The sequence below is a fragment of the Thioalkalivibrio sp. HK1 genome (genome assembly GCA_000583135.1).
Taxonomy (GTDB): domain Bacteria; phylum Pseudomonadota; class Gammaproteobacteria; order HK1; family HK1; genus HK1.
Genome location: JFBG01000038.1, coordinates 73951 through 95251, shown reverse-complemented (window position 1 = coordinate 95251; position 21301 = coordinate 73951). Strand labels below are relative to the sequence as shown.

20 protein-coding genes are annotated in these 21301 nt (G+C 58.5%); 5 read left to right on the top strand and 15 right to left on the bottom strand.

Features of this window, described 5'->3' with window-relative positions:
* Positions 1-144: 144 nt before the first annotated feature.
* Positions 145-378: a hypothetical protein gene (locus BF99_RS23420; RefSeq protein WP_197019111.1), complete on the bottom strand. Its 234-nt coding sequence runs from the start codon at positions 376-378 to the stop codon at positions 145-147.
* On the opposite strand from BF99_RS23420, the gene BF99_RS0111005 reads away from it, so the two are divergent.
* Positions 370-1776 (top strand): MATE family efflux transporter, encoded by a 1407-nt coding sequence (locus BF99_RS0111005; RefSeq protein WP_197019110.1) that lies wholly within the window; start codon positions 370-372, stop codon positions 1774-1776. The two genes, BF99_RS23420 and BF99_RS0111005, sit on opposite strands and share 9 nt — an antisense overlap.
* A gap of 126 nt (positions 1777-1902) precedes the next feature.
* Here the strand turns inward: BF99_RS0111005 and BF99_RS20785 are convergent, their stop codons facing one another.
* A complete protein-coding gene (locus tag BF99_RS20785) occupies positions 1903-2610 on the bottom strand; it encodes a hypothetical protein (RefSeq protein ID WP_156013270.1) in 708 nt (235 codons plus the stop codon).
* Between the two features lie 634 nt (positions 2611-3244).
* Between BF99_RS20785 and BF99_RS0110985 the strand changes: the two genes are divergently transcribed.
* From BF99_RS0110985 to BF99_RS0110965, 3 genes are all read left to right on the top strand, one after another.
* The gene (locus BF99_RS0110985) at positions 3245-4216 is read left to right on the top strand and encodes a taurine ABC transporter substrate-binding protein (protein ID WP_025770895.1); all 972 of its coding nucleotides are present in this window, start codon (positions 3245-3247) and stop codon (positions 4214-4216) included.
* A gap of 261 nt (positions 4217-4477) precedes the next feature.
* Positions 4478-5287 carry an ATP-binding cassette domain-containing protein gene (locus tag BF99_RS0110970; protein WP_197019109.1) on the top strand — a complete coding sequence of 270 codons (810 nt, stop codon included), beginning with the start codon at positions 4478-4480 and terminating at the stop codon, positions 5285-5287.
* On the top strand, positions 5280-7208 hold the full coding sequence (locus tag BF99_RS0110965) for an ABC transporter permease (protein ID WP_025770893.1): 1929 nt from the start codon (positions 5280-5282) through the stop codon (positions 7206-7208). The genes BF99_RS0110970 and BF99_RS0110965 overlap by 8 nt, the downstream gene beginning before the upstream one ends.
* A gap of 303 nt (positions 7209-7511) precedes the next feature.
* On the opposite strand, the gene BF99_RS0110955 is transcribed toward BF99_RS0110965, so the two are convergent.
* The 13 genes from BF99_RS0110955 to BF99_RS22935 form a co-directional block, all read right to left on the bottom strand.
* Entirely contained in the window at positions 7512-8822 is a 1311-nt protein-coding gene (locus tag BF99_RS0110955; protein ID WP_025770892.1) for an NAD(P)/FAD-dependent oxidoreductase, read from the bottom strand.
* Positions 8823-9344: 522 nt separating this feature from the next.
* Entirely contained in the window at positions 9345-9926 is a 582-nt protein-coding gene (locus tag BF99_RS0110950; protein ID WP_197019108.1) for a Panacea domain-containing protein, read from the bottom strand.
* Between the two features lie 248 nt (positions 9927-10174).
* Entirely contained in the window at positions 10175-10738 is a 564-nt protein-coding gene (locus BF99_RS22025; protein WP_156013269.1) for a Panacea domain-containing protein, read from the bottom strand.
* 456 nt (positions 10739-11194) lie between these two features.
* Positions 11195-11806 carry a BRCT domain-containing protein gene (locus BF99_RS0110940; protein ID WP_025770889.1) on the bottom strand — a complete coding sequence of 204 codons (612 nt, stop codon included), beginning with the start codon at positions 11804-11806 and terminating at the stop codon, positions 11195-11197.
* 373 nt (positions 11807-12179) lie between these two features.
* The gene (locus BF99_RS22020) at positions 12180-13025 is read right to left on the bottom strand and encodes an ankyrin repeat domain-containing protein (protein ID WP_025770888.1); all 846 of its coding nucleotides are present in this window, start codon (positions 13023-13025) and stop codon (positions 12180-12182) included.
* Between the two features lie 89 nt (positions 13026-13114).
* Complete coding sequence (locus tag BF99_RS23415; RefSeq protein WP_197019107.1) at positions 13115-13282, bottom strand: hypothetical protein; 168 nt, start codon at positions 13280-13282, stop codon at positions 13115-13117.
* 21 nt (positions 13283-13303) lie between these two features.
* A complete protein-coding gene (locus BF99_RS0110925; RefSeq protein ID WP_038098124.1) occupies positions 13304-14029 on the bottom strand; it encodes a methyltransferase family protein in 726 nt (241 codons plus the stop codon).
* A 264-nt stretch (positions 14030-14293) separates the two neighbouring features.
* A complete protein-coding gene (locus BF99_RS0110920) occupies positions 14294-15475 on the bottom strand; it encodes a formate dehydrogenase subunit gamma (RefSeq protein WP_025770886.1) in 1182 nt (393 codons plus the stop codon).
* Positions 15476-15545: 70 nt separating this feature from the next.
* Positions 15546-15746: a hypothetical protein gene (locus BF99_RS0110915; RefSeq protein ID WP_025770885.1), complete on the bottom strand. Its 201-nt coding sequence runs from the start codon at positions 15744-15746 to the stop codon at positions 15546-15548.
* A gap of 238 nt (positions 15747-15984) precedes the next feature.
* Positions 15985-16155 carry a hypothetical protein gene (locus BF99_RS22940; RefSeq protein WP_156013268.1) on the bottom strand — a complete coding sequence of 57 codons (171 nt, stop codon included), beginning with the start codon at positions 16153-16155 and terminating at the stop codon, positions 15985-15987.
* A gap of 390 nt (positions 16156-16545) precedes the next feature.
* Positions 16546-17136: a formate dehydrogenase FDH3 subunit beta gene (gene fdh3B, locus BF99_RS0110895; RefSeq protein WP_025770883.1), complete on the bottom strand. Its 591-nt coding sequence runs from the start codon at positions 17134-17136 to the stop codon at positions 16546-16548.
* Between the two features lie 19 nt (positions 17137-17155).
* Entirely contained in the window at positions 17156-20101 is a 2946-nt protein-coding gene (locus BF99_RS0110890; protein WP_025770882.1) for a formate dehydrogenase subunit alpha, read from the bottom strand.
* A gap of 32 nt (positions 20102-20133) precedes the next feature.
* The gene (locus tag BF99_RS22935; RefSeq protein ID WP_025770881.1) at positions 20134-20349 is read right to left on the bottom strand and encodes a hypothetical protein; all 216 of its coding nucleotides are present in this window, start codon (positions 20347-20349) and stop codon (positions 20134-20136) included.
* Between the two features lie 469 nt (positions 20350-20818).
* Here BF99_RS22935 and BF99_RS22930 point away from each other — a divergent pair, with 469 nt between their 5' ends.
* The gene (locus BF99_RS22930; RefSeq protein WP_156013267.1) at positions 20819-21112 is read left to right on the top strand and encodes a hypothetical protein; all 294 of its coding nucleotides are present in this window, start codon (positions 20819-20821) and stop codon (positions 21110-21112) included.
* Positions 21113-21301 lie beyond the last annotated feature (189 nt).

The following is a 21301-nucleotide window of genomic DNA, read 5'->3' as shown; positions in this document are numbered from 1 at the left end:
TGGCCGAGCCCGCCCCGCATCCCAATGGCCATTACGGACCATCGCTCTTCGTTTCGATGATCCCTCGTATCGGCGAGAAGGATAGGAATCGGTGATGATGAGGTTCAAGATCGTCGATATTCGAGATTTCAACGCACCGGACCCTTATGACAAGCCTTGTGGCAAGCACTCGTCATCGCCGCCGATAGGTGTGATATCGGTTGCTCGGCGCCGCCGGGAAAGCCGGAGCAGGTCTTCGGCGAAGGGCACGATGACATCGCCCCGTATCGGCAGCGAATGCCCCAAGCCGGTGCCCTTGAGCGAGTTGCTCGGAGCGAACACCGCAACCGGCGGCGATTTATGCATCGAGCCATCGACCGAGAGGAACGCATGACCCATCGCAAGCGTCGCCCCTTGCGCGGCACCACCATCCTTCGCCGTCGCTACCGCGGAGCCTTGGGGCTTTCGCTGACCGCCGAGATACGCGACACCGTGCGCTTGGCGCTGCCGGTGATGCTGGCTCGTCTCGGCGTGCTGACCATCGTGGTGCTCGATACCGCCATGAGCGGCCGGATATCCGCCGACGATCTCGCGTGGTACTCGATCGCGGTGGCGCCGCAGGTGCCGATGCTGCTGATCGGCATCGGGGCATTGATGGGGACGGTGGTGATGACCGCCCAAGCCGTCGGGGCCAATCAGCTGGAAAAATGCGGGGCGATTTGGCGCACCGCTCTCGCCCATGCGGTGATCGCCGGTTTCTTGATGCTCTTGCTTTGCACCCAAGGCGAGGCGTTTTTCCTTGCCGTTGGCCAGTCCCCGGAGATCGCCGCCGGTGCCGGGAGAGTATTGCAAGCACTGGGCTACGGCATCCCGGGGATGCTGCTCTATGTTTGCACCATTCTTCTATTGGAGGGGATCGGACGACCCAAGCCGGGCATGTACATCATGTTCGGAGCCAATATCCTCAACCTGATCCTCAATTGGATAATGGTTTTCGGGAACTGGGGATTCCCGGCAATGGGAGCCGAAGGAGCGGCGCTGGCTTCGAGCATCGTGCGTTGGTGCATATTCTTCGCCGCCGCGGCCTATGTGCTGCGATATGTCGACCGTCAGCGTTTCGGCATCTTCGCCCCCAAGGATCCGAAAGAGCGTTTGGGCCCCCGCATGCGCTCCATCGGCTTACCGATGGGGCTGGCGCAAGGGCTCGAATCCAGCGCTTTCGGGGCGATGATGCTGATCGCCGGTCTGATGGGAACCACACAGGTCGGCGGTTTTTCGATCCCGATGAATCTGTTGACCCTCGCCTTCATGGGAGCGATCGGGCTGGCCACCGCCGCCAGCGTTCGGGTCGGCAGGGCGGTGGGGCGCGGAGATCCGATGGGGGTGCAGCGGGCGGGATGGGTTGCGGTGGGCTTGGTGCTGATCTACATGCTGCTGGTGGCGACCATCTTTTCGCTCTTTCGCTTTCCGATCATCGCTATCTACACCCACGATGCGACGGTCTTGGCGTTGGCGGCGACCACGCTCTCCATCGCGGTGCTGGTAACCCTTCCGGACGGGGCGCAAGCGGTGATCGTCGGTGCCTTGCGCGGGGCCTCCGATGCTTGGCCGGCGGTCGCCCTCTATCTCATCGGCTTTTGGGGGGCGATGGTTCCGCTCGGCTACTGGTTGGCGATCACGCAGGGGATGGGAGCGCCGGGCTTGATGATCTCGGTCGCCGCCGGCGCGTTGACCACCGCCATCTTGCTCGCCTTGCGCTTTCGCACGGTATCCCGCCGCGCGGTACGCCGAGTGTGAGGATATAAGGGAGCCAACGGCGATGATGCGCTCGTTCGTCGGTCGAGGTCGGCGGTGTTCTTATGCCGCCGAGCGTTCCATGCGAAACGATCTCGACCCGAAGCCTGCGATGCTCGGGCTCGAAATCTAGGCTCGAAATCGGGGTTCGATCTTCGGGTTTTCCCCTCTTTGTATCTGATCGAAGGCCTCGAGGACATGGATCTTGGTCCGGTACTCGCCGAATTCTTTGATCTCGTTGTTCTTGAGGGTCGGGAATGAGGTGCCGGGTTCGGGGGCGTCGAGGATATGCTCCAAGTCCGAACGATCGAGCCCGTACATCTCGGCATAGATTGCATCCAACTCGCAAGTCAAGCGATGGCGACGCTCTTCGTCCCAAGGAAAGGGTTCGCCCTCGTAGCCCAAGTTGCGGGCAAAGCCTTGCAACTCATACGAGGTATAGGTCAGCTCCAAAACCCTCGGCACCACCAACTGTACGTAGCGTTCGTTGCAACCCGAGCGTTCGAGGTAGGCATCCGGGGGGAGTATCGGCAGTTGTTTGAGGATGAAGAAATTCATGTTGATCCCCCCGACCGAAAGGCGAGCGGCCCAGTCGAGGGGAAGGCTGTTGCAATTGGCCATGACCAGAGCCGAGGCGATCCCCTTGGCGTTTCGATAATCGATGATCGGTGCGCTGTTCCCGACACCCGATAGCGGGGTATGGCTTGAAATGACGGTTCTTTCATTGGTCGAACCGCCAATCCCTCTGAAAGACTGCAGCCAGCGCTCGCCGTCGATGGCGGGCACAGGTCTTTCATGGTGATGATGGCTTTTCGCCGGAGACGTTATCGAGGTCATGTGTGGTCGTTCTCGATCGCTGATATTCGTCGATGATGGGATGGATGAGGTGATCGGCTCGATGGCGCCGGAGATCCTCATTTGGATCCGAGATTTGCATCCGGGGCTTGCATCCGACTTCCGCGCTACCGGCACCCTCGCCGATGGCTTCCGATATCGCCCAAGTCCCGTTCGAAGCGGTCGTAAGGATCAATCAAGAGCCCGTCGAAACCGAGCGCTCGATAGTCTCTTTTCGATCCGCTCGATCCGGTGCCAATCATACCCTTGCAGACCATCGCCGGATCGAAGTCGCTCTCCTTTTCATGCTCGAAGGTGCGAGTCTTCCCGAATCGACCCCTTGCCCTCTCAATCGCCCCGTCGGGTCTGAGGGTCGAGGGTTGCGAGCGGTCAGCCTCGGGCACTCGGCCGCCCCCCGGCTCTTTACGCGCTCTCGGGGTGCAGGTCGATTTCGGGCGGGATCGATCATCGCCGACCCCGCGCATCGAATCTTGAGTCATACTCTCGGATTAGATCGTTATACTTGGTGCACGGTTAGGCGCACAGTCGAAGCACCGAATCGGGGCATTGCATTATCCGGCAAGAGATTAAGATTGCCGCCACAAGAACATTTCTTTACACCGGAGGAAATCGAAGAGTGAACAGCAAACTGAGATCAACCCTTGCAGCGGTCGGTGTGGCCGCCTCCCTCGGCATCGGCACCACGGCTCAATCCGCCGATCAGGTCAATGTCGCCTTCTTTCTCGAATGGGCCACACCCAATCTGCTCGCCAAGGTCGACGGGTCTTATGACAAGTCCATGGGCGTCGACGTCAACTGGGTCGACTTCACGACCGGCACCGCCATGACCGAGGCGATGCTGGCCGGGGATATCGACATCTCCTACTCGCAAGGCTTGGCTCCCTTCGTCACCGCTATCCAGCAGGGAGCGCCGCTCAAGATGGTCGGAATCGCCGTGGTCTACGAGGCCAACGACTGCTTCGTGCGCAATGGCTTGGGGATCGACCACACCAACGCCTCCGAGCTCGAAGGCAAGACCGTGGCCGTGCCGCTCAATACCATGGCCGACTTCGCCTTCCGCAAATACATGGACCATCTGAATGTTGACATCGGCACCATGCAGATCGTCGATCAGGCCCCGCCCGACGGTGCCAAATCGCTGGCCGACGGCGTTGTCGACATGGCCTGCGTATTCGGCGGCGTCGCCACCGCGGCCTCGCGCGAGGTCGGTGTTCAGATCATGAGCAAGGAGCAGAAGGTGGAAGCCGGCATCGGCTCCTTCGACGTGATTTCGGTCACCGAAAAGTTCGCCACCGAAGAGCCGGAGTTGCTGCGCGCCTTCTTGGAAGCCACCGAAGAGGCGAACAAGGCCTTCAGAGGCACCGATGCCGAATTCAAGAAAATCGCATCGGCGTCGGGGATGGATCCGCAGACCACCATGTCCCAGATGGCGGACTTCATCTTCCCGTCCACCAAGGAACAGATCGACCAGTACTTCTCCAAGGACGGCATCGCTGCTGCCGCCGCGGCGTCTCTCGGTCTGGTATTTTCCGGCGATTCGGACGGCATGATGATCGCCAAGACCATCGACGGCTCTTTCCTCCAATAATCGGCCAAGGGTGTACGTCGAGTCGGCTTTGACGAGCGTTCCGAAGGTGGGTATCGTTTCGATACCCGCCTTTCGGAATCGTTCGTTCGATACCGAAGCCGTCGCCACCGAAAATCTCCGACTTGCATAATGACGATGATCGGATATGATTTTTTGCCGACGGGCCTTTTCGAGAATGATGCCCGCGCCGAGGGACTCGATATCGGTTAATGTCGAGGCCTTTCGAACGGGGATCCCGTTTCGAGCGTATAAACCACCCGGATGACGAAAGTTATGACGGATCTGGTTTGCAAAGATTTGAATATGACCTTCACCAATCCACAAACCGGTGCGGTTGTGGAGGCGTTGAAGGATATCAACTTCACCCTCAAGAAGGGCGAGTTGTTATCGGTGCTCGGTCCTTCCGGGTGCGGCAAAACCACGCTGCTCAATATGATCGCCGGCTTTCTCAACCCCACCAGCGGGGCGGCGACCCTCGGCGACAAGGTGATCGAGGGTCCCGGGGTCGAGCGCGGCATGGTTTTCCAGCAAGGGGCGTTATTCGAATGGCTGCCCGTTGCGCGCAATGTCGATTACGGCTTGCGTATGAAGAAGGTATCGACCGACGAGAGCCGGGTCTTGGTCGAGAAGTGGCTCGATATCGTCGGCCTGCAGGGTTTCGGCGACACCCCCACCTATCAACTCTCCGGAGGGATGCAGCAACGGGTCGCACTGGCGCGTTGTCTGATCAACGATCCCGAAGTGATCTTGATGGACGAGCCCTTGGGAGCCCTCGATGCCCTTACAAGGGAGAAGATGCAATCGCTGGTCTTGGAACTATGGAAGGAGACCGGCAAGACGATCTTGATCATCACCCACTCCGTGGAGGAGGCGTTGTTGTTGGGTGAGCGATTGTTCGTCATGGCCCCTCGACCCGGGCGCATCCACAAGGAATACACCCTGCCTTTCGCCGAACGAGGACTCACCGAGTCGCTGCGCGATATCAAAAAAGACCATGAATTCGCCACCGTGCGCGAAGAGATCCTGACCATGATATGGAATATGGAAGAGGAGATCATGGGCCGTGCTTGAATGGCTATCGGATAACCGATCCTCGATCGCCGCGATATTGATCATCGCGCTGATAGCCACTTTTGTCGCTTCGATCTACTTCGGTCGCAAGCGCAGCGCGCTGATCGACAAGGACGAGGTCTTCGGCGATCCCCAGCGCACCAAGGGTGGATGGCACTGGGCGGTCTGCGGCATCTCCGCGTTGATGTTGGTCTGGTTCTATTACTCGTGGGGGACGGGACGCGCGTTTTTCCCCGAAGCGGCGAACGAGTTGTGCCAAGTTGCGAAACTCGAAGAATCCATCTCCCCGATCAAGGCGGCGCTGCCGATAGGCTCGCGCTACTACAAATCCACCTTGCTGGTATCGAGAAACAGCGACCAACTCCAAGAGCTCGCCGCGACCTTGCCGCGCGATGCCTTCGGTCCCACCGAGCAGGCGGAGATCGAAGACTTGATCGAGGGGATCGAGCAGCTGATCGTCAACTCCTCCGACCCCGCCAACCTCGATCAAAGCACGGTGGACGAGCTGACCGCATTGGCGACGGATCTGCGCACGCTCGGCGAGCGCCTAAGACAACCAACCGGCGGCCTCGTGCCGACGGCCGAGGCCTTGGCCCAGCCCAAATGGGGAACGACCTACACCGAGATCCCCATTTTGCCGATCACCGGCAGAGGGATCCTCTTCGATCAAAGCGCGGTCGAAGCCAAGGCCATCGCCGATCGCTTCAACAAGATCCGCAACCATGTCGCCGCCAACGATTCGCTGATCGAGGATATCAAGGCGCGCATCGAGCGCTTCAAATCCACCAACGAAGCAGGCAGTTTCGACGAGAGTGTCGCCGAGCAGCGCGAGGCATACATCAAGGCTTTGGAAAGGATCTTCCGCCGTCTCGACGATGGATTGATCTTCCCCGCCGCCTCGTTGCAGGGCGTGAACTCGGCGATCGCCGATCTCGACGGGGAGATGGGCGATGCGATGGGCAGCCTCGGATTGGTGTCGGCGCTGTTCTTGCCGGGCGACGGGATCGTCAAGTCGCGTACCCAATGCACCGAGCAGGGCTCGGCGCGTTGGCTGCCCAAGCCCACCGATGTCGTTGCGACCTTCGTCCAGCTGGCCAACCCCGATATCGAAAACGGTGGTGGCTATCGCGGCGTGACCTTGCTTTGGTGGAAGTGGCTGCCCTTGGCCAATGTGGTCGGCTTCCTGTTCCCGGACTGGATCGCCGATCTCTGGCCCGGCGAGTACGCAAGCCACGGCCCCGACGGCACGATCGAACCGAACTTCAAGGATAACTTGCTGGCGTTCGCCCAAGGCGAGGTATCGCTCGGCTATATCCCGTGGTTCGACGGTCATATATGGGATTCCATGTTCCGGGTATTGGTGGCGCTCTCTCTGGGCATTCTTCTGGGAGTGCCGCTCGGTCTGCTGATGGGGGTATCGAGGTTCTTCAAATCCTTCTTCGATCCGATGATCGAACTTTATCGTCCGGTGCCGCCCTTGGCATGGGCACCGTTGATCCTCACCATCTTCGGCATCCAGGATGACGGCAAGATATTCCTTTTGTTCATGGTGGCTTTCGCGATCATGGTGATCTCGGCTCGCACCGGAGCCGTGGGCGTGCAGCTTTCGAAGATCCGCGCCGCCCATTCCTTGGGCTCCACCGATGCGCAGATCATGCGCAACGTCATCTTGCCCAATGCCCTGCCGGAGATCCTCACCGGGATTCGTATATCGGTCGGGGTGTGCTGGGGGACATTGGTGGCGGCGGAGATGCTCGCTGGCACCACCGGGGTCGGCTTCATCGAGAATATCGCGCGTACCGTATCCGACTACGAACTGATCTGGGTGACGATCCTGATCATGGGATTGCTCGGCCTGATCTTGGATCTCATCATGCGATTTATCATCGGCAAGACCATCCCGTGGCGCGGCAAGGGCTGACTAGGGCGTATCCGCGGGATTCTTTTTCCGAGTCATCTTCGAGTCGTTCCCCCTTGACATCATCCCCCTTGACGCTGTTGTATCCGCCGCCTTCTCGTCATTCGCTCGTCTTTGCGTCTTTTTCGCATCCTTGCCTCCTCGCAAATCCGAGGAGGCAAGGATGTCGATCTTGCATCTCTCGTCTCTCGTCAGGGCCTTCGCCGGGAGTCGCTGATAACGCTCCCTTGGGCTTTTGAGCGAGACCGAAGCGTCACCTTGAAAGGCAAGTACGGCCGCGACGAGCCTCCGCTACCGCATTCCCCTTTAAGATCGGCGATCCCGCGCCTCGCGGCGGTCCAGCATCTCGCGCCATCCCAACAAAGCGCGAACGCCGATGGAATGAAAGCGGTGCAGCGGAATCCTCTTCGGATAAGTGATCGGAATCGCCAAGCGATCCGCATCGCGGTGCAATACCCAGTCGGCGAGCTCGGCACCCATCGCACTCGCCATCGCCACCCCGCGTCCATTGCAGCCTAGCCCGGCGATGAGCCCCGGTGCGAGCTCATGGACATGCGGCAAGTGATCGAGGGTCAAAGCGATGCGACCTCCCCAAAGATATTCAATATCAAGATCGGGAAATTGCGGATAGACGGTGCGCAGCCCGTCGATCAGGCGTCGGCGGTCGGCCGCCCCCGGATGATCGCCGTCTTTCCCCGCCGACCCGAAGACCAATCGATTATCGGCGGTCTTGCGAAAGTAGAAGATCACGCGTCGGGTATCCGAAAAGGTCTGCCGCTTTGGAAGGATCTCCTTTATTTGCGCTTCGGATAGCGTTCGGGTGGCCGATTGGACACTGACCACCGGCACGATGGATTCTCTTAGATTGGGGAATAGCCCGTCGGTATAAGCGTTGGTGCAAAGAACCACGGTATCGGCGAAGACCTCGCCCTGATCCGTCGATAGACGCCATCGGTTGCCGGTACGCGTAAGTTCGCAGGCCTTTGTATCGGTGGCGATGATTGCCCCGGCACTCGAAGCCGCCCGCGCAAGCCCCCTTGCATAAGACAGCGGCTGCACCGATCCGCCGCGCGCGGCGAGCCAACCCCGCAAATAGCTACGGGTACCGCTGAGCCCCTCGATTTCATCGCCTTCGAGCAAGCGTAAATCGGCACCGGCGCCTTGCCAGCCATCGAAGAGGCGCTCGAATTCCTCGCCCGCCGCCTCGCTGTGAAGCCCTCGGATCCACCCATTTTGCTCGGCATCGCACTCGATGCCCAAGCGATGCACCAAATCGAAGAGCGCATCGGCGGCCCCGATGGTGAAGCGTAGGTACCGCTGCACCCGCTCGCTTTCCACCGCCACCTTCCAACGCCGGGCGATACTCGCCGGCGGCTCGTGCCCGATAGGATTGACCTGCCCACCATTACGCCCCGACGCCCCCCAGCCAATGGCCCCGGCATCGATCACGCAAGTCGACACCCCCGCACTTGCGATCTCGATAGCGGCTCGCAATCCGCAAAACCCCGCCCCGACAACGACGACATCGGTCGTCATGGAGCCCTCGAGCGAAGAAGTCGGCGGCGCATCGACCGCAGTCGCAGCCCAAAGAGACGGCGGTAGTTCGGTGGTGTTCATGGCATCAGGCGATCAATATCGACCAGGTTGTCAGTGTGATTGGAAACGCTCAGGCACAGTCAATGGCAATGGGTGATTTACCGGAGCGTGCCAAGTGTACCGCCTCTCGATACACATCCGCACCAAGCCGGTGGCATCCATATTTCGTAGGTAGGTCAAATGCCATCAGTCCGTACCGATGGCTCTCAAAATGACCGTGGGTGAGGAAGGGCAGGTGAATCGCGCGGTGATGCCAAAATATTAACAATCGAGTTCCCGGGCGATGATCTCTATTTGATCCGATGTCAAATTATCGGATCATGCGGTATTAGATGTCTCCATCGAAGTCAGGTACCAGAGTATCTCTTCTCGATTCGGGTCATCGTCATCGAATATGCCTTGTATAATGCCCGAAGCATACTATCCGACAAGTACTTATTGCACTGTCTGCAAGCATTTGCTTGGAGAGAATAGACGTAAAAATATAGGATCCAAAAAAAGATATTGACATCGGTAAGGAGTCGTTTTCAGATATCGATGATATCAAAAGACAATCCGGGTTCCGATCGAAGCCAAGTCTTCAATCATCTCTTCTCGGTGCGGATGGTCATCGTCGATCATGTCTTCATAAGCCATCCGGCTATCGGGGCGTTGAATTCCTCTGATCCAGTCGTTCTGATGAGTCTCCTTCGTTCTTTGGTCGAAATTCATCCATCGGCTACGCTCGAATTCTTCTTGGATGAATCTCATGTCGGCTTTGGAGAGACCTTTGGGGTTGAGGATTTCGTTCAGGCGATCGGTATCGGTGAGATTCACTCGATATCCCTTGCGTTCCCAAGGATAATCATCCAAGTCGAGCTCCGAGAGATAGTAGGGTTCGCACTTGAGCATTTCATAAACCTCTACCGGTACCGGACCGTAGTTCATGGCGCGATAGGTGGCACCGAAGATCGGTCGCCAATTCTTGTTGAGCATGCGTTTGTCGGCGAAATAAGCGGTTTTCAATATAGTATGGAAGTCCAGCGGTTCGTTTACCTTCGCCAGCATCCATTGCACCGCTTGCAAGCACTTCTTCGGGGCGAAGCGAAATCGGATAGGAGGAGGTTTTATCGGAGGAGTCATCATCGTGAGCCCCATGGCGGTTGGCGATTGTGGGTGCGATAGAACGAGACAGGAAAAGAAAAATCGAATTCGAAGATGAAAGAACGTCTGAATCGGTCGAGCGAAAAGGATTTGCCTGCGAGATATGGGGATCGAGATGTCGCAGATTGCATTTCAAAGCGCATACTCACATCCTCCATACTGAATGAATGATGAACTTGCCGTCCAAGTTGCGCCATAAAGAGCGAGACGGTCGATCGGTAAGTTTCATGTCAAAGGACAAACCTGTGTCCCATCGCGGTCAGGTACTGAAGTATTTCTTCTCGATCGGGGTGGTCGTCGGCGATCATATCTTCGTAAGCCATTCGATTATCGAGGCGACGAAACCCTCTGACCCAGTCCATTTGATGGGTCTCATCGGTCCGTTGATTGAAATTCATCCTTCGACAGCGCTCGAACTCCTCTGTAAGGATATCCATGTCATTCTTGGAAAGATGGGTGGGATTGAGGATTTCGGTGCGCCGGTCGGCATCGATGAGGTGCACCCGATAGCCCTTTCGCTCCCAAGGATATTCATCCAACTCGATCTCCTGAAGATAATAGGGCTCGCACTTGAGCATCTGATAGAACTCGACCGGCATCGGACCGTAGTTCATGGCGCGATAGGTATCACCGAAAATAGGTCGCCGGTGCTCATTGAGCCTACGTTTGTCGGCGAAATAGGCGGTTTTCAGTATGGTGTGGAAGTCAAGCGGTTCATCCGCGGTCACCAGCATCCATTGAACGGCTTGCAAGCATTTCTTGGGAGCGAAGCAGAATTTGATCGGGGCGGTCATCACCTTCAATCCATGGTTATCGGCAGCCGACAGAAGTCGCCATTGCCGGAGATGATAGCGAAAAGCGATTGAGAGCGTCAACCCGAACGATCGAGAGGGCTTTGAATTTCCTTGTCATTTCCAGCCTTATCGCTCCGAGCGAATCTATTTTTGGACGATCCGGATTTTGGCTCGATGGGATCACAAATAGGTCATTGTGGGCCGGCCGATATAGTCTTTCGTCGATCGGTTTTATAGCGCACCAAGATTATCGGGATGCTCGTGAGATCATTATGGCGATCGGGATTGCACCCATCGTATCGTGTTTCGAACTGATTTGGTGAGCGATGTCGGTGAGACTCGATAAGTCTTGCCTCGTGCTTGGCTTGATATTCCAATGTCTTGGGCTGGGTTTTTCGGTTGGAGACGCTATGGATCGAAGCGTTCGGCCTGCCCGAAGGCGCCGATCTTCGTTGGCTACAAGCCCGCTTCGGTGAGCCAATGTTCTTCGGTGATGATCGATAGGGGTACGCCGGCGTCTCGGTATTGCATGGCTTTTTCGATCTTGCGGCCGAAGGTTTCGTGGGCCCAGCTGGCGGTTACGTAGTCGCCCAAGATCAGGTAATCGAGATTGCGGGTGACGCTTGCGAGGTTGATTCCGCCTCGCCTTTCGACTTCTTCTTGGCACCGCTTTCTGGTGCCGAAAGCGCAGGTTCCGGTGAATAGGAATCTGCCTCCTTGAAAATGGATTTCGGGAGCGGGGGAGCAGACCGGTAGACGGGTGGTTTTGAATGCCTCGTCCGGCTCGGCTTCGCCGCCGGAGAAGTTTTGCAGCAGTTTGAAGAGCTCGGCGGCTTCCTCGGCATCGAGTTCTCCGTCTTCCATCATCGGAGCCACCTTGCTTAGCAGATTCAAGACGATGGGGTTTTTGGAGTCGCTGCTTTGTACCAGCCAAGCGTGCAAGCATTCCGCTTCGGCTTGGTTGACGACCCGATCGGCAATAAAGGCTCTGGATAGACCGATCAGCGTGTCGATTTGTCGGTCTTGGATATTCTTCCTGTTGTATCTCACGTAGAGGTCGGTGTTCATTCGATTCTCCTTCTTGCCGGGGATGGCTCTCCCGCTAGGGGCGGTCGGCTTTGCTTTGGGTCTCTCGGATCGAATGCCGACTTCACCCTGCGTTTCGTACGGGTTGCCGATTGTAATGCCATGCTCTTTTCGCCCGGTCGACGAGGTTGAGCGAGGGGTGAAGATCGAGCCCCGCATCCGATTTTATGCGAGGATTTCTCAACGAAGAGTAGCCGAACGTCGGGATTGGCCTTCGACGCAGCTGACAACTGCATCGTCGATGCGGTGTGAAACGGGAAGGGCGGAGATCGGCTAGGTAGGCCGATCGAATCCAGTATTGCGAGTGCCCAAGCCGAAGGGTATCTATCCACCCCATTGAGGCTTGGATCGGAGACTATCGCTTCTCAGATGAGTGAGCGAGCAGGGAGAGAACTTCGTGGTAGCCGTGGGCGGTGGCTTTGTGGGCGGGGTCGTATCCGGCATTATCCGGGGTACTCGGGTCGGCTCCGTGTTCGAGCAGAGTTTTCACCAGCAGGGGAAGGTTTTCTTCGACCGCGATATGCAAGGCGGTGGCTCCTCGCTCGTTCTTGGCTTCGAGGGCCTTGGGCTCGTAGGCGAGCAGGGTGGTGACCGCTGCGCTCTTGTTGCCTTGCACCGCTCGCATCAAAGGAGTGAAGCCGTAGCTATCCTGTTGGGCGGGATCCGCGCCGTGATCCAGCAAGATGCGGATACCCCCGGCGTGTCCCTTCGAGGCTGCGACCATCAAAGCGGTCCAGTCGAAGTGCCCGCGGTGGTCGATCTCCGCTCCGTGGTCGATCAGCAAGGAAATCGTTTCCGCATCGCCGGGGATGGCCGCGAACATCAATGCGCTGCCACCGTTGTCGTTGAGGGCATTGATATCTGCACCGAGCCGGATGATCTCACCCACGAGTTCGGCGGATCCGATTTTCGCCGCGCTCATCAGGGCGGTTTTTCCATGGCGAAGACGCAAATCAGGATCGGCGCCGTTGGCCAAGAGAGACAAAGCGCGCTCGATATCGCGCCGCTCGAGGGCGATTCCAAAGTCTCGGTCGATCTCGCCGCGAGACGATTCGCTCGAAACGTTCTCCGTCTCGTCTGAGATCGAACGGGAAAGGGGAGCGAGGGATAGCCGATCATCTTCCCATTCGGCACTCGTCGGTAGCGGCAATAGCGACATGCTCGATAGCAGCAAGAGAGCGGTGATGATATTGGATGACAAGGGCAAGACACTCGATACATGTTCAAAAACCAAGCAGCCGAGGCGAGATGCCCTCGGTAGATGGTTCGGCTCGGGTAGCGTAGAAGGGTTCATTGTTGCCAAACCGTTCTGAAATCGATGGTGCAGTGCATCTTATTCGTCGGAATCATGATGTCCGATAGATTGGCTTCGTAGGCGGTATTGATCCGGTCTTGTTCGTGCGGTACGTTCTTTTTCTGCGCAGAGATCCAAGGGAGTCCCGCCTGCGGTAGCCGCAAGAGTGAGAGATGGCGATTATTCTACCGACCATCGACATCGAGAAGGTTGGTTTGCTTTTTGATCTGTCGCAAAACCAAGTAAAGCACGCAAGCAATTATCAATGCGATCAGCCAACTGGTATCGATCCGGTTGGCGTCAGCCAATAAATCACCGCCGACTTCGATGCAAAACAGCGAGAAAAATGCGACGAGCCAAGTGGTGTACTCTCTACGAAGCACTGATTTTAGCGAGAAGGGTAAACGGGGCGGTTGCCATAATGTCAAATTCGGGATGAACGCCGGAGTCTTCTTTGCCCATTGCAGGTAGCTGTCCTTGAATTGACGTGTGAGGAAGGCTTCTTCCGCCAATATGATGCGTTCGTAGTAAATCACGAGAAAAAAGCAGATGCACAGGGTGATCAAAAACTTCTGCGAAAAGAGCAATATCCCTAAATAGATTAGACAATTACCGAGGTAGAGCGGATTTCGCACCACGGAGTAAAGACCGGTTGTGTTCAAGGTGTCGGCAATCTGGGTTTTCGTTGTTCGACCGGATGTCCCTTTGGGTACATAAGCAACGGTGAACACTCGCAGCGCTAAACCGGCAAGCATAATGGCCACACAAAAATACTCGAACAGATCCTCGAGCGTGTCGCCGAGATACAGTTCCAGATATTCAGGCTCTCGTAGAGACAATATGATCAAGGGAGCGAAGCAAAGCAGAAAATAACTCCTCCAACGAAACAAAAATCTCCCGCTGGATTCCATCTTATCACCTAGAAGCACGATTTTCTTCCTTCGTTTTTGGTCGATGATCGCGAGCGATTCGATAGTCCCCCGATATCGAGTATTCAAGGCAGTAGAATTATTATGGAGTTGTCTACCGAATCGTATTTCTTGTCTCTTTGCAGGTTCGTATGCGCTATCGACGGTTCGAGCGAAAAGCCGCCACCTCGTCGGTGGCGGCTTTCGTTGCTTGGCAGGCAAGTGCTCCCGCCGGCCCTTGCTTGTCTTTCGAGGGAAAGACTGGCCTCAAGCGGTGGTGGGAGCGGAGTCCGAGCGGGTGCCGTCGGGCTGGGTGGGCGGGGGTTGGGAGCCGCCCTCGTGGGTGTGCTCGGCGTTGTCGGCGATTTCCTCGTACCAGAGGTCGTGGTGTTGTTTGGCCCAGTTGACGTCCACGTAGCCGGTGGTCATGGCTTCCAACGAACCCTCGGAGCCGATGGTGCCGATGTAGGCGTGGCCGAGCCAGAAGGCGATCCACATCAAGGAGCAGGCTCCGTGCACGATGTGGGCCAACTGCATGGTGTCTCGGGTTTGTTCCCACAGCGTGGGGAAGCACAAGATGATTCCGCTGACGACGCAGGCGGCACCGAAGGTGGCGATGAACCAGAACCAGACCTTTTCGCCGGCGTTGAGTCGTCCGCTACTCGGATGGCCCTTGCCGACCATGCCCCCGCCTTTGATGAACCACTCGAGATCGCCTTTTTCCGGGATGTTGTCGGCGAGCCACAAGATGATCATGAACACCACTCCGGGGGTGAAGACCCAAGGACCGAAGAACTCGTGCATTCCCATGGCCATGGTCGCCCATACCGAGAAGCCCTCCGGCCCCATCAGCGGGATCAGCACCGTTCGTCCGAAGAGCAGGCTAAGTCCGGTGGCGGCCAAGATGACGAAGGCGACGGCGGTCACCCAGTGGACAAATCGTTCGAAGGGTGTCCAGCGCTGAACCTTGACTCCGGAGTTGCCGTCTTCGAGTTTGACCTTTCCGCGGATGACATAGAAAAGCGAGATGGCGACGATGATTCCGAAGAGGATCCAGCCGCCGTAGACGGCGATGATCCGGTTGCGGATCTGACGCCAGTTCTGACCGGTACCGTTGATGAGATTGTTCGCCTCTCGATTGATCCACAAGGCGTCGCTGTCGCCGGGCATCGGTTTGCCGGTGACGGAGCTGTAATCCAAGACGGCGCCGTCTTCGCCGACTCGCTCTTGTCCTTCTCGAACCGCCCGCCAATAGTTGGAGCGCGGATTGGCGGAGTCGGCGCTTTGGGTCTGGCTTTGCGCTTTCGCGTCCGGCAAACCGGAAAGCCCGACTTGGAGGTAACCGATCAAGGGCAGAAGCATCGCCCCCGCCACGATCAGGATGACGCTGGCAAGGGTGATCCGAAAGTAGCGTTTACGACGCGAAGGGGTCATCGGTGTATTTCGCATGATGGCGTGAACTCCTCTTTTTTTCTTCGCGCTCTTCTCGATGGGGGAGCGTTCTTTGTCACAAAGCGGCTTAGCGATCCGTTTGCACCGTTTGGAATCGTTCGCTTAGCGAGTCGATCCTTGTCGTGGCGCTTTGATCGAGCAGGGGATCGCTTTCGCCCTTGTATTCACCGGGGCGGTGCAAGTTGACTTCCGTCGAATCCCAGCATCCGGCGAGGAGGACGGTGGCCATCGCTGCCCCGAGGATCCTTGCGCTTGTTGCGGGTCTCATGGCTTCGGTTATCTCCTCTAAGGTGGGGGTCGATCGAATTTCGGGCAAGGAAGTTATTGGGGTGATTGACGTTTGCGGGCATTGAGAGAAGGGGGATTTCGATGTCGATCGCTTGCTTGCTATCGAAGCCATAGCCCCCATCCGTCCACCACTCACCCATCATCGTTCGGATCGATCGGCATATCGGCCTTTGCGACGACGCATCGCCGCTTGAACCGACCATGCTGCTAAGAGGCGGTCATTCGTCCTTCTCTTTGCTTCTACCGGCGTACTTTTCACTCCATTCGTTCACGGCCCATGCAAGCACCGCACCGCCGGCGAGGATGATGCCGAGCCCGACGGAGACCGGCAGGGCAATGGCGACGGCCATCACGACGAATGCCACATTGATGGTGATATTCATGTTCATGATGCGCACTCCTCAAGTCTTTGCGAGCGCCTGGCCGAGAATGAGCGGCGCTTTCGGGGTCTTGCATCCGGCGACCGGCCCATCGATCGCTTTCTCTTAGTTCGGGACATCACCGATGGCATCGAGCCAAAGCGGCCCCGGGCTTCGATACCCCAGCGCGAAAACGAAAAGCCCCGTCGTCGCTCTTGGACAAAGCGCGCCTCGGGCGAGCAAGCGCGAAGGCGCAGGTGAGATTAAGACCGTCCCGCAACCCATATCGCCGAAAAGATCCTCGGGGGAGGCGAGGCATCGGGCCATAACGCCCGCCCCGAGGGTTTCCTTGCGCTCACGTTCGCGATAGGCTCGCAGCGATTGCTCGACCGCACGCCCGTCAAGGCGATTCCGCCGAGATCAGCTCTTCTCGATGTAGGCGGTATCCCATCCCCATTGCTGGGGACGCCCCCCGCGACGGGTCAGGCGCTCGCGGTAGATATCGGCGACCAGATCGCCGTCTCCTGCGAGCAGGGCCTTCGTCGAGCAGAACTCGGCGCATAGCGGGAGCTTGCCTTCGGAGATGCGGTTGCGACCGTATTTCTCATACTCGGCCTCGGAGTTGTCCTCGGCCGGGCCGCCGGCGCAGAAGGTGCACTTATCCATCTTGCCGCGCACCCCGAAGGCCTGCTTTTGCGGATACTGCGGCGCCCCGAAGGGACACGCATAGAAGCAGTACCCGCAGCCGATGCACAGGTCCTTGTCGTGCAGAACGATGCCATCGTCGGTGGTGTAAAAGCAGTCCACCGGACACACGGCAGCGCAAGGGGCGTCGGTGCAATGCATGCATGCCACCGAGATGGACTTTTCGCCCGGCACCCCGTCATCGAGCACCACCACGCGCCGCCGGTTGACCCCCCACGGCACCTCGTGCTCGTTCTTGCAAGCGGTGACGCAGCCGTTGCATTCGATGCAGCGCTCGGCGTCACAGAGAAACTTCATTCGAGCCATGACGATTCTCCTTAGGGTCTCAGGCGGCGCGGATCTGGCACAAGGTGACCTTCGTCTCTTGCATCTGGGTCACCGAGTCGTAGCCGTAGGTCATCGCGGTATTGCAGGCATCACCGCGTACGTAAGGGGCGCACCCCTCGGGGTACTTATCCAAGAGATCCTCGCCTTGGAAAAAGCCGCCGAAGTGGAAGGGCGTCCAGATCACCCCCGGAGTCACCCTGCGGGTGACCAAGGCCTTGGCCTTGATCCTCGCCGTTCCGTCGGTGGGGGTTTCGATCCACACCATCTGGCCGTTTTGGATACTGCGATCGTTGGCATCCTTGGGATGCATCTCGACGAACATATCCTGCTGCAGTTCCGCCAGCCAGATCGTCGATCGCTGCTCCTCGCCCCCGCCTTCGTACTCGACCAGTCGTCCGCTCGAGAAGATCAAAGGGAACTCGCCCGAATGGTCGGTGGCCTGCAAGGAGGAGTAGCGGGTGGGCAGGCGATAGAAGCGCTTGCGATCTTCGTAGGTCGGGTACTTGGCGACCAGATCGCGATCCGGGGAGAACAAAGGCTCTCTGTGGATCGGCACCGGATCCGGGAAGGTCCACACCACCGCTCGCGCCTTGGCGTTGCCGAAGGGGGCGCAGCCGTGGTTGATGGCCACCCTTTGGATTCCGCCGGAAAGATCCGTCTTCCAGTTCTTGCCGTCGGCGGCATCCCTTTCCTCGGGCGTGAGTTCGTACCACCAGCCCAACTGCTTGAGCACGGCGTGGTTGAACTCCGGGTAGCCGTCGGTCAGATCCGAACTCACGCTGTGAACCCCCTCGGCGAGCAGGTTCACGCCCTCTCGCTCCACCCCGAAGCGGGCGCGGAAGGTCAAACCGCCATCGCCCACCGCCATGCTCGTGTTGTAGAGGATCGGGGTGCCCGGATGCCCCTTCTTGGTAACCCGCTCACCCTTGGTGTTGATGTATGTGAACTCGGTATCCGGATTCCCCCAAGACGGCCACGGCATGCCGTAGTAGTCGCCATCGGCGGGACCGCCTTCGGCCCTCAAGGTGGTGGTATCGAAGGTCTTGCGATTCTCGGCGTGCAGCTTGAGCCTTTCCGGGCTCTGACCGGTGTAGCCGATGGTCCACATACCGCGATTGATCTCGCGGGTGATGTCTTCGACCTCGGGCTCGTCGGTGGAGGCATCGACCCGGATATTCTTGAAGAGCTCATCCGCAAAACCGAGTTTGCGGGCGAACTTGGCCATGATGGTGTGGTCGGGCAACGACTCCCATATCGGATCGATCACCTTGTCGCGCCACTGGATCGAACGGTTGGAAGCGGTGACCGAGCCGTAGGTCTCGAACTGCGTCGCCGCCGGCAGCAGCCACGTTCCGTCCTTGCGATCGTTCATCACCGCCGCATGGGTGGGGTAGGGGTCGATGATGACGAGGAGATCGAGTTTTTCCAGCGCCTTCTTCATCTCGATCCCGCGGGTTTGGCTGTTGACGGCATGCCCCCAAAGCACCATCGCCCGCAGGGTATCGCGCTGGCCGATATTCTCCTTATCCTCGTTGACACCGTCGATCCAGCGCGAAACGGGGATCCCCTTGTAGTTCATGGGCAGGACTTCCTTGCCCCCGTCCCCCATCACCGGGGTCGGATCGAAGCGCCCCTTGAGCCAGTCGAGATCGGTTTCCCATACCCTGGACCAATGCGTCCACGCCCCGGCCGAAAGCCCGTAGTAACCGGGCAGCGTGTGGGAGAGCACGCCCAAGTCCGTTGCCCCTTGGACATTGTCATGACCGCGGAAGATATTGGCCCCGCCACCGGATTTGCCGATATTCCCCAGCGCAAGCTGCAACACGCAGTAGGCGCGGGTGTTGTTGTTGCCGATGGTGTGCTGGGTTCCGCCCATGCACCATACGATGGTGCCGGGGCGATTCTCCGCCATCAACTGCGCTGCGGCCTTGACCGTATCGCCGGGCACTCCGGTGACTTTCAAGGTCTCTTCCGGCGTCCACTTGGCGACCTCTTCGCGGATCTGATCCATCCCGTAGACGCGCTGGTTGATATAGCGATTGTCTTCCCATTTATTTTCGAAGATATGCCAGAGCATGCCCCACATCAGCCCCACATCCGACCCCGGACGCAGCGGAACGTGCAGGTCAGCGTGGGCTGCGGTACGGGTGAAGCGCGGATCGCAAACGATCATCTTCGCCCCGTTTTCCTTGGCCCGCAGGATATGCTGCATCGCCACCGGATGGGCTTCGGCGGGGTTGGAGCCGACGAAGATCATCGCCTTGCAGTTGTGCATATCGTTGTAGGAGTTGGTCATGGCGCCGTAGCCCCATGTATTGGCCACTCCCGCCACCGTCGTCGAATGGCAGATCCGCGCCTGATGGTCCACATTGTTCGTGCCCCAATAGGCGGCGAACTTGCGGAAGAGGTAGGCCTGCTCGTTGCTGTGCTTGGCGGAGCCGAGCCAGTACACCGAATCCGGCCCCGATTCCTGCCTGATCCGCAGCATGGCATCGCCGATCTCGTTGACGGCATCATCCCAGCCCATGCGTTTCCACTGGCCGCCGACCAGTTTCATCGGGTATTTGAGGCGACGGGTGCCGATGCCGTGCTCGCGCACCGATGCGCCCTTTGCGCAATGCGCGCCCAAGTTCAGCGGGGAATCGAAATCCGGCTCCTGACCGGTCCACACACCGTTTTGGACCTCGGCCATGACTCCGCAGCCGACGGAGCAGTGGGTACAAACGCTGCGCCGTATCTCGGTGGGGACGTTATCTTTCGGGCCGTGGCCGACCGCGGCTTTGGCCTTTCGCATCATCGTGGCGGGAACCATCGTGGCCACGGCCGCCCCGCCCATGGTCAAACCGGAGCGCGCAAGGAATGCCCTGCGCCCGATCCCTTCACCGGGAGCGGCAACACCGACACCGCCGCTTGGCCCCCGGGAACTCTTCTTGATTAACTTCATGAGTCGTTCTCCTCAAAGGTTGCGGTTCGGCGTCAAAAGCGCGCCAAGCGGTAATACCGATCGATATGCTCGGTCACGCGGTAGCCGCGCGAGGGGGTGTCAGTCAAGGGGGTGGAACTATCGAGGGACGATGGCTCGGCATCGACGGCGCGACTTGCCACCGCTGCTGCGGCGACCACTCCGCCGCCTGCCATCGCCTTTTTCAAAAACGCCCGCCGTTCGCGGATCGAGGGTTCTTTCGTTTTCATTTGGGTGCCTCCTCTTAAAAGGCGTGTTATATCGCGCACGATGATACCCCAAAAAGGATATTGAATTTCAAGTGCTCGAATTCGGGTGGGACTCGGAAGGGACTTTGCGAAGGGGCGCATGAAGGAGCGCATGAAGAGGCACTGACCCAAGGCTTCGGAGCCTCCTCGTAGCATGGGCGAGGGTGACCTTGATCGGCAAGGGTTCGACTCGGCGAAGGTCGAGGGTTCGAGGGCAGGTCGGCAGGTCGGCGCGGGCTTGCCCTCTTTCGATTTCTTGGATATGCCGAATGCGAACGCTGACGCGAGACTCACCTTCGCAATAGGCTTGCCCTTGGGTGATCCGCGACCGGACCGAATCTCGAGATACCCACCTTACCGCCTTGCCCTTCGAGCGATTCAAAGCGGGCATCGTCAATTCATGACAGCGACAAGGCTCCCTTTCCATCACACGACCGACAGGAGGCACGAGATGAAATACCGAATCATGCGAAGAGCCATCGCCGTGGCCGTTTGTTTCACGGCACTCGCCACCTCGCCGATAGCCGGGGCCGACCTGCGGCGAGATATCGAGAACGACATCGAGCAGGCGGTGAGGGAGGTGAAAATCACCGTCAACCGCAAGGTCAAGGAATCGAGCGACGCCTGCCGCCGAGAGAGCGAAGCTACCCGACGGGAGATGAAATCGATGCGCCGGGATATCGACAGGATAGAGGGCAAACTCGATGACCTGATCGAGTTGGTGAGGAAAGGGGCCAGGGGGTGATCGGGTCCTGACCGGCACCGGAATCGCAGCGGCGAGTTTTGCCATGATTCGCTGCACCGGTAGAGCCCCGATAGCGAGATCCGGCGCAAGGCAGGGCGTCGGTGGTGGTGCCGCGCTGCGATGATTGACAGCGATAGCCGGGATCGATGGCAGTCTGGGGAAAAATGCCTCGTAGATCGAAGAAGATCG